The organism is Streptomyces sp. (genome assembly GCF_035563135.1).
Classification (GTDB): Bacteria; Actinomycetota; Actinomycetes; order Streptomycetales; family Streptomycetaceae; genus Streptomyces.
Map to the genome: position 1 here is coordinate 1 of NZ_DATMVN010000856.1, position 9,182 is coordinate 9,182.

Annotated in this window: 8 protein-coding genes; 4 read left to right on the forward strand and 4 right to left on the reverse strand. The window is 72.8% G+C overall.

Annotation, left to right across the window (positions count from 1 at the left end; all coding sequences use genetic code 11):
• The 4 genes from VN520_RS37820 to VN520_RS37835 form a co-directional block, all read right to left on the reverse strand.
• Positions 1-179, reverse strand: a 179-nt coding sequence (locus VN520_RS37820; protein WP_325751491.1) for a roadblock/LC7 domain-containing protein, incomplete at its 3' end; no start/stop codon positions are given.
• Positions 180-217: 38 nt separating this feature from the next.
• Positions 218-961, reverse strand: a complete 744-nt coding sequence (locus VN520_RS37825) for a helix-turn-helix domain-containing protein (RefSeq protein WP_325751485.1) — start codon at positions 959-961, stop codon at positions 218-220.
• A 53-nt stretch (positions 962-1,014) separates the two neighbouring features.
• Positions 1,015-1,422 (reverse strand): hypothetical protein, encoded by a 408-nt coding sequence (locus VN520_RS37830; RefSeq protein ID WP_325751486.1) that lies wholly within the window; start codon positions 1,420-1,422, stop codon positions 1,015-1,017.
• A 199-nt stretch (positions 1,423-1,621) separates the two neighbouring features.
• Complete coding sequence (locus tag VN520_RS37835) at positions 1,622-2,980, reverse strand: APC family permease (RefSeq protein ID WP_325751487.1); 1,359 nt, start codon at positions 2,978-2,980, stop codon at positions 1,622-1,624.
• Between the two features lie 127 nt (positions 2,981-3,107).
• Between VN520_RS37835 and hutU the strand changes: the two genes are divergently transcribed.
• The 4 genes from hutU (at position 3,108) to hutI (ending at position 8,780) form a co-directional block, all read left to right on the forward strand.
• Complete coding sequence (gene hutU, locus VN520_RS37840) at positions 3,108-4,772, forward strand: urocanate hydratase (RefSeq protein ID WP_325751488.1); 1,665 nt, start codon at positions 3,108-3,110, stop codon at positions 4,770-4,772.
• 29 nt (positions 4,773-4,801) lie between these two features.
• Entirely contained in the window at positions 4,802-6,016 is a 1,215-nt protein-coding gene (locus VN520_RS37845) for an allantoate amidohydrolase (protein ID WP_325751492.1), read from the forward strand.
• Positions 6,007-7,377, forward strand: a complete 1,371-nt coding sequence (locus VN520_RS37850) for a formimidoylglutamate deiminase (RefSeq protein ID WP_325751489.1) — start codon at positions 6,007-6,009, stop codon at positions 7,375-7,377. Before VN520_RS37845 ends, VN520_RS37850 begins: the two co-directional genes overlap by 10 nt.
• A 221-nt stretch (positions 7,378-7,598) precedes the next feature.
• Positions 7,599-8,780, forward strand: coding sequence for an imidazolonepropionase (gene hutI, locus VN520_RS37855; protein ID WP_325751490.1), 1,182 nt, complete (start codon positions 7,599-7,601; stop codon positions 8,778-8,780).
• The last annotated feature ends 402 nt before the right edge of the window (positions 8,781-9,182 follow it).

Genomic DNA, 9,182 nt, shown 5'->3' on the forward strand with positions numbered 1-9,182 from the left:
GAGACGCCGAGCGCGGCGGCGGTCAGTGCGGCGACGCCCTCGGCCTCGATGCCCGGGGTGTCGTGGGCGAGGATCAGGCCGTCGGTGCTGGCGGCCAGCGCGCCGGTCAGGAGCGGGACCCGGGCGCGTAACCGCTGGAGCTCGGCGAGGACATCCTGCGCTTCGGCCTCGGGCACCATCAGCTGTCTCCTCCCGGCACGCTGTCTCAGCGCGCGTATCACAGGGCCTCCAATGCGTCTCTGAGCCGGCGCAGCAGGGCGACGTCGGGGTCGGTCGTGACCTCGGGCAGCGTGATCCGGTCGCGCCCGGACGCGGAACCGGCCGTGCCCGGACGGACCGCTTCGACCAGTCCGGCGGCCGCCAGCCGGCGCAGGTCGACCAGGATGTGGAAGGCCGAGCGGCCCAGCTCCCGGGCGATGTCCGTGGCGGTGCGCTCGCCGTCCACCAGGGCGAGGACGCGGCGCTGGCGTGGGGGCACCGGGGCGTCGACCGGGTGGGGCGTGGGTGAGAGCGGCGCGCTGTCGGTGAGCGCGTCCGGCCAGATCCGGTCCAGGAGTTCCCGGCGCCGGAGCGTCTCGCGCTGCACGGCGTGCACGGGCACGGGGCGGACGGGGCCGATCCAGTGGGAGACCCCGTAGCGGAAGCGGGCCGGTGTGTGCGTGGGGGCCAGGGCGAAGAAGGCCGCGTCGTACAGCGCCCCCAGGTGGCAGAGCTCCAGTGCGCCGCCGGGTACCCGCCCGCTGTCCACGAGGTAGCGGCCGACCCGCTGTCCGGCGCCCGCCTGGGCGACCGCGTCCCACCAGCCCTCGGAGCGCAGGGTCCCGCCCGTGGTGAGCAGGACGTCGATGCCGGGGGTGGCGGGGCTCTCCGCGTGGACCACCTGGCCGTCGGCGAGGTAGAGGGTGCCGAGGTCGCGCATCAGCGCGCCGGTCGCACGTTCCGCCGCGAGCCGCTGGAGCATCGGGGAGGGTGTGGCCCCTTCGGGTAAGCCGGGGCCTGCGGGGGCGGCGGGTCTCATGCCAGGACCAGCCGCTCCGCTATCTCGCCGAGCCTCATGCGGGCCAGGGCGAGGTTGCCTTCCGCGCGGTCCAGCCAGAGGTGGAGGAAGACGCTGCTGTCGAAGGCCGTCTCGACGAAGCGGAGGATGTGGTAGCCGGGGGCGGTCGTGACGATGACGTCCTCGACGGCGGGGGCGGCCGGACCCGGTGATCCGGCGGTGGGCGCGCCCGTCTGCGCGAAGACCGGTTGTTCGGCGGCCATCCTCGCCACCTCGGCCGTCTCGGCGGCCGTGGCCTCATGGTCGCCGTTGGGTGACTCGCCGATCGTGCCGAGCGCGAGACCGCTCGTCCAGTCGACCACCGCGGCGCCCCGGGCACCGGGCAGCCTCATGACTTCGATCAGGCACTCGTCGATTCCGGGCAACGCGGACTCCCCTCCCGGCGTGGCGTGCGGGTGTAGTGGAGAGGCTACGCAACGTGTGTGCGACTGGTGGGTGTTCTGGCATTTTCCACAGGTACATGCGGACGGCCGCGCGCAGTGCCGCAGGTGGACGCGTGGCAGCCGGCCGGAACGTGTCCGGCCAGCTCCTCCCGCGGCGGGGCCGGTCCCTCGGTGCTTGCCGTCAGGTCCTCTCGCGGGCCCGCATCACGGCCCTGTTGACCACCCAGAGACCGATTCCGATCAGTACGAGGATCCCGGCCCGGATGTAGACGTCCGCCGCCCGGTCGGCCAGCGGGCCGGCCAGGATCAGGGAGGTGACCGCCCCCAGCACGGGCAGCGCCGTCGGCGCACGGAAGTGCTGGTGCTCCACCCGGTCCTTGCGCAGCACCAGTACGGCGATGTTGACGACGGCGAAGACACAGAGGAGGAGGAAGGAGGTGGTGTCGCCGAGCCCCTCGATCTCACCGGTGGAGACGAGGCCGATGGCGAGTACGGTGACGAAGACGATGCCGACCCAGGGGGTGCGCCGCGTGGCGAGGACCCGGCCCATCGCGGGGGGCAGGATGCGTTCGTTGGCCATGCCGTAGCAGAGGCGGGAGGCCATCATGATGTTGATCAGCGCGGAGTTGGTGACCGCGAACAGGGCGATCAGCGCGAAGAGTTTCGGCGGGAAGTCGAGGCCGCCCGCCTTCACCACCTCCAGCAGCGGGCCGCTGGACCCTTCCAGGGTGCGGGAGTCGACCAGCAGGGACGAGACCAGGGCGACCAGGACGTAGATGGTGCCCGTCACCGCGACACCGATGAAGATGGCGCGCGGGAACGTCCGGGCCGGGTCCTGGGTCTCCTCGGCCATGTTCACCGAGTCCTCGAAGCCGACGAAGGCGAAGAAACCGAGCGCGGTCGCGTCCAGGACACCGGTGATCAGGGCGTATCCGGTGCCGCCCGTCTCCAGGTCGGTCAGCCGGGAGGGCTCGCCGCCGTCCGTCAGGACGGCGTAGGCCCCGATCGAGAGGATCACCAGGAGGCCGCTGAGCTCGACGAGCGTCAGGACGACGTTGGCCTTCACCGATTCGGCGACACCACGCAGGTTGACCGCCGCGAGGGCGAGGAGGAAGAGGATCGCGACGAGGGTGGGCGGCAGGGCGTCGGTGAACTCGCCGAGGTAGTCGCCGCTGAAGGCGCGGGCCGCGGCGCTGGCGGAGGCCAGCCCCGAGCACATGACCATGAAGGCGACGACGAAGGTCAGGAACGGGACCTTGAACGCCTTCTGGGTGTAGAGAGCGGCGCCGGCCGCCTTGGGGTACTTGCCGACGAGTTCGACGTACGAGGCCGCCGTCAGGACCGCCACCACGAACCCGATCAGGAAGGGCAGCCAGAGGGCTCCGCCGACCTTGCCCGCGACCTTGCCGGTGGTGGCGTAGATGCCGGTGCCCAGGATGTCGCCGATGACGAACAGGATGAGGAGCTTGGGGCCGATGGCCCGCTTGAGCGCGGGTCCACCGGGCGGGGTCGATGCGTTCCTGGGCTGTGGTGCGGTCACGGAGCCTCCCCGGGAGTGTGATGGGAAGAGGCCTGCCCCCGGGCGGCGCGGGCCTCACCTGTTGACTAGAATTATTCATCCGGCCAGGATGTGAATAGGAGAGTCACATTCGCGAGGAGGCAGACCCATGTCAGGACCCCGCCCCGTACGGGCACCGCGCGGTACGGAACTGAGCGCCCTGGGATGGCAGCAGGAAGCCGCCCTCCGCATGCTGCAGAACAATCTCGACCCCGAGGTCGCCGAACACCCCGACGAGCTCGTCGTCTACGGCGGTACGGGCAAGGCGGCCCGCGACTGGCGCTCCTTCGACGCCATGGTCCGTACCCTGCGGACGCTCAAGCAGGACGAGACGATGCTCGTCCAGTCCGGGCGGCCGGTCGGCGTCATGCAGACCCACGAATGGGCGCCGCGCGTCCTGATCGCCAACTCCAACCTGGTGGGCGACTGGGCCAACTGGGAGGAGTTCCGCCGCCTGGAGTCCCTCGGGCTCACCATGTACGGGCAGATGACCGCCGGGTCCTGGATCTACATCGGGACCCAGGGAATCCTCCAGGGCACCTACGAGACCTTCGCCGCCGTCGCCGCGAAGCGGTTCGGCGGGACGCTGGCGGGGACCATCACGCTGACGGCCGGACTCGGCGGCATGGGCGGGGCCCAGCCGCTGGCCGTCACCATGAACGACGGCGTCGCCCTCTGCGTCGACTGCGACCCGCGCGCCATCGAGCGCCGGATCGAGCACCGCTTCCTCGACGTACGGGCCGACTCGCTCGAACACGCGCTCCAGCTGGCCGTCGAGGCCCGCGACGCACGGCGCCCGCTCTCCATCGGTCTGCTCGGCAACGCGGCGGAACTGCTGCCCCGGATGCTCGCCGAGGGCGCCCCCGTCGACATCGTCACCGACCAGACCAGCGCGCACGACCCGCTCGCCTATCTGCCCGTCGGCGTCGACTTCGACGACATGGCCTCCTACGCGGCCGAGAAGCCCGCCGACTTCACCCGGCGCGCCCGTGAGTCGATGGCCGCGCACGTCGAGGCGATGGTCGGCTTCATGGACGCCGGGGCCGAGGTCTTCGACTACGGCAACTCGATCCGGGGCGAGGCCCAGCTCGCCGGATACGCGCGCGCGTTCGACTTCCCGGGCTTCGTGCCCGCCTACATCCGGCCCCTCTTCTGCGAGGGCAAGGGCCCCTTCCGGTGGGCGGCGCTGTCGGGCGAGGCGTCGGACATCCACAGGACGGACAAGGCCCTGCTCGACCTCTTCCCGGAGAACGAGTCGCTGCACCGCTGGATCAGGATGGCCGGTGAGCGGGTCCACTTCCAGGGGCTGCCCGCCCGGATCTGCTGGCTCGGATACGGCGAACGCGACCGGGCCGGGGAGCGGTTCAACGACATGGTGGCGAGCGGGGAGCTCGCCGCGCCCCTGGCCATCGGGCGCGACCACCTGGACTGCGGGTCGGTCGCCTCGCCCTACCGGGAGACCGAGGCCATGCTCGACGGCTCCGACGCCATCGCGGACTGGCCGCTGCTCAACGCCATGGTCAACGTGGCCTCGGGGGCGTCCTGGGTGTCCCTGCACCACGGAGGCGGTGTGGGGATGGGGCGCTCGATCCACGCCGGCCAGGTCACGGTCGCCGACGGCACGGAGCTCGCGGGCGAGAAGATCCGGCGGGTGCTCACGAACGACCCCGGGATGGGCGTCATCCGGCATGTCGACGCAGGCTACGACCTCGCGGAGTCCGTCGCCTCGGACAAGGGCGTGCGGGTCCCCATGGCGGAGGAAGAGGGCCGGTGACCCACCCCGAACCGCCGTCGTTCCAGGAGATGTGGCGCGACCTCGCACCCCTCGGGCTCGACCCGGGAAGCGGCGGATACCGCCGGTACGCCTGGACCGGCGCCGACCTGGAGTGCCGGGAGTGGTTCCGCGCCCAGGCCGAGTCCCGCGGGCTCGTCCACGAGGTCGACCGCAACGGCAACCAGTGGGCCTGGCTCGGCGATCCGCTCGCCGAGGGCGCCGTCGTCACCGGGTCCCATCTCGACTCCGTGCCCGACGGCGGCGCCTTCGACGGCCCTCTCGGCGTGGTGTCCTCCTTCGCCGCCCTGGACGAACTCCGCCGCAGGGGAGCGGAGTTCACCAAACCCCTCGCCATCACCAACTTCGGTGACGAGGAAGGGGCACGCTTCGGGCTCGCCTGCGTCGGCTCCCGGCTCACCGCCGGACAGCTGACCGTCGAGCACGCGCACCGGCTCCGCGACGGGGACGGCGTCCCGCTGCCGCGGGCCATGGAGGCGGCGGGGTACGACCCTGACGCCATCGGGCCCGATCCCGGACGCCTCGCCCGGATCGGTGCGTTCGTCGAGCTCCATGTGGAGCAGGGGCGCGCCCTCGACCTGAGCGGGGACCCCGTCGGGGTCGCCTCCGCCATCTGGCCGCACGGCCGCTGGCGGTTCGATTTCCGGGGCGAGGCCAACCACGCCGGAACCACGCGGCTCGCCGACCGGCGGGACCCGATGCTCACGTACGCCGAGACCGTGCTCGCGGCCCGGCGCGAGGCGGAGCTCGCCGGAGGCCTCGCGACCTTCGGCAAGATCGCCGTCGAGCCGAACGGGGTCAACGCCATCCCCTCCCTCGTGCGGGGCTGGCTCGACTCACGGGCCGCCGACCAGGCCACGCTCGACACCGTCGTGAGCGGGATCGAGCGGGCCGCGCGGGAGCACGCAGAGCGGGCTGGGATCGGCCTCGACGTCGTACGCGAGTCGTTCACGCCGGTGGTGGACTTCCAGCACGCACTGCGGGACGAGATCCGCCGGGTGCTGGAGAAGGCCGGGCCGCAGGACACGGGGCGCGCCGTACCGGTGCTCGGCACGGGGGCGGGACACGACGCGGGTATTTTGTCCGCTTCCGTGCCGACCGCCATGCTGTTCGTACGGAACCCCACCGGGATCTCGCACTCACCCGCCGAGCACGCCGCGGAGGACGACTGCGTGGCCGGGGTGCGGGCACTCGCCGACGTACTGGAAGGTCTCGCGTGCAGCTGACAACGCAACCGACGGGCACACCGGTCACCGCGACGTACTGGATGTCGCACGCCTGGCTCGGCACCCATGTCGAGCCGGGCGTCCTGCTGGACGTGGCGGGCGGGCGCATCGCCGGTGTCCGGACGGGCATCGACGCACCGCCGCCCGGCGCCACCGCGCTGCACGGGCTGACCGTCCCCGGCCTGGCCAACACCCACTCGCACGCCTTCCACCGCGCGTTGCGCTCCACCGCCCAGGTGGGCTCCGGCACCTTCTGGACGTGGCGCGAGCTGATGTACCGGACGGCCTCCCGTCTCACCCCCGAGACCTACTACGACCTGGCCCGGGCCACGTACGCCGAGATGGCGCTGGCCGGGATCACCGCGGTGGGCGAATTCCACTACCTGCACCACGCGCCCGGCGGCACGCCCTACGACGACCCGAACGCCATGGGCGAGGCGCTCATCGCCGCGGCCGCGGAGGCGGGCATCCGCATCACCCTGCTGGACACCGCCTACCTCGCCGCCGGATTCGGGGAGAAACCCAGCCGGCACCAGCTGCGCTTCTCCGACACCACCGCCGACGCCTGGGCCGAGCGCGCCTCCCTCCTCAAGGGCGACGGCGACCTGGTGGTGATCGGCGCCGCCGTCCATTCCGTACGCGCCGTGCCGGCGGGCCAGCTGGCCACCGTCGCCCGGTGGGCCCAGGAGCGGGCGGTCCCGCTGCACGTCCACCTCTCCGAACAGACCGCGGAGAACGAGGCCTGCCTCGCCGCCCACGGACGCACCCCCACCCGGCTCCTCGCCGACCACGGGGTGCTCGGCCCGCACACCACCGGCATCCACAACACGCACCTGACGGCCGAGGACATCGAGCTGCTGGGGACCTCCCGGACGGGCACCTGCATGTGCCCCACCACCGAACGCGACCTCGCCGACGGCATCGGCCCCGCCACCGCTCTCCAGGGCGCGGGCTCCCCCCTCTCGCTGGGCAGTGACAGCCACGCCGTGATCGACCTGTTCGAGGAGGCCAGGGCGATGGAGCTCAACGAACGCCTGCGCACCCATGTGCGCGGCCACTGGACGGCGGCAGCCCTGCTCAGGGCGGCTTCCGCCGAGGGGCACGCCGCGCTCGGCCGCCCGGACGCGGGTGTGCTCGAACCGGGCGCGCCTGCGGATCTCGCCACCGTCGCGCTGGACTCCGTCAGAACGGCGGGGCCGGTGCCCCGGCTGGCGTCCGAAGCAGCTGGATTCGCCGCCACCGCCGCTGATGTGCGGCACACCGTGGTGGCGGGCCGGCACATCGTCCGGGACGGCCGGCACACCCGGATCGAGGACGTGCCCGGAGCACTCGCCTCGGCCGTCGCGGCCCTGTACGGCTGAGCCCTCGGCCGGGGCCCGCGCCGGCGGAACCCGCCGGAGCGCAGTCCGTGCCCACAGAACGAGCCGCCGGACCGCAGTCCGCGCCGATGGCCCCCGCCGGACCGCTGCCCGCGCCGGCAGGGCGGCCCGCACCCGAAGAACGCCCCCGGCCCGAGCCGAAAGCGCGACGGCCGAGAACTCCGGCGGTCCAGCCGGACGAAACCGACGAAAGCTGTGCCCGGATGACGACGACCACGACGACCGCCATCACCCACATCGCCAACCTGGTCACCAACGACCCCTCCCTCGGTGACGGGACCCCCCTGGGCCTGATCCAGGACGCGGCCGTCGTCATCGACGGCGACCGCATCGTGTGGACCGGTGAGTCAAGCAAAGCACCCGCCACCGACAACGCCGTCGACGCGGGCGGCCGCGCCGTGATCCCCGGCTTCGTGGACTCCCACTCCCACCTGGTGTTCGCGGGCGACCGCACCGCCGAGTTCAACGCCCGTATGTCCGGCCGCCCCTACTCCGCGGGCGGCATCCGCACGACCGTGGCCGCCACCCGCTCGGCCTCCGACGACGAGCTCTCCGCCAACGTCGCGCGCTATGCGGCCGAGGCGCTCCGGCAGGGCACCACCACCTTCGAGACCAAGTCCGGCTACGGCCTCACCGTCGAGGACGAGGCACGCGCCCTGCGCATCGCCGCACGCCACACCGACGAGGTCACCTTCCTCGGCGCCCACATCGTGTCCCCCGAGCACGCGGACGACCCCGCCGGTTACGTGGACCTCGTCACCGGACCGATGCTGGACGCCTGCGCCCCGCACGCCCGTTGGATCGACGTCTTCTGCGAGCGGGGTGCCTTCGACGAGGACCAGGCGCGCACCGTCCTCACCGCGGGCCTGGCCAGGGGCCTGCACCCCCGCATCCACGCCAACCAGCTCGGCCACGGCCCCGGAGTCCGGCTCGCCGTCGAGCTGGACGCGGCGTCCGCCGACCACTGCACCCACCTCGACGACGCCGACCTCGACGCGCTCGGCCAGGGCGACACCGTCGCCACCCTGCTCCCCGGCGCCGAGTTCTCCACCCGCGCGGCCTGGCCCGACGCCCGCCGCATCCTCGGCGCGGGTGCCACCGTCGCCCTGTCCACGGACTGCAACCCGGGCTCCTCCTTCACCTCCTCCATGCCGTTCTGCATCGCCCTCGCCGTACGGGACATGGGGATGACTCCCGACGAAGCGGTCTGGTCCGCCACCGCCGGAGGAGCCGCCGCGCTGCGCCGCACCGACATCGGCCGCATCACCCCCGGAGCCCGCGCCGACCTCGTGATCCTCGACGCGCCGAGCCACGTCCACCTCGCCTACCGGCCGGGAGTCCCGCTGGCCGGCGCAGTGTGGCGGAGGGGCGAGCGGGTCGTGTGACGCTTCGTCCGGGCGGGCCCGGTATGCACCGTCCGGTCATGGGATGCAGCGGGATGTCGCGGCTGTCTACCGCCGGGTGACCGCGCCCGGTACCGTTCTGGGCAGCGTGGCTCAGGGGGCAGGACCGGGGGGTCTGGTGAGCAGGTGAGCAGCAGGCGCATGCGTGGGGTCGGGCCCGGGGAGCCGGGCGCGGGGGCATCGGGACCTGGCAGGACCTGGCGGGACCTGAGGACGGAGTCCGGCGTCCCCGATCAGCCGTTCATGGAACCGGAGTTCACCCTTCCGTCGGCTGCGAACGGGGCGGTTCGGTCCGGCCTCGACGAGCGCGGTCCGGTGGTGCCGGCGCGGCGTGGCTCCGGACAGACCGGCCGCGCGCAACAGCCCCGCGCCGGCCGCGCGCAG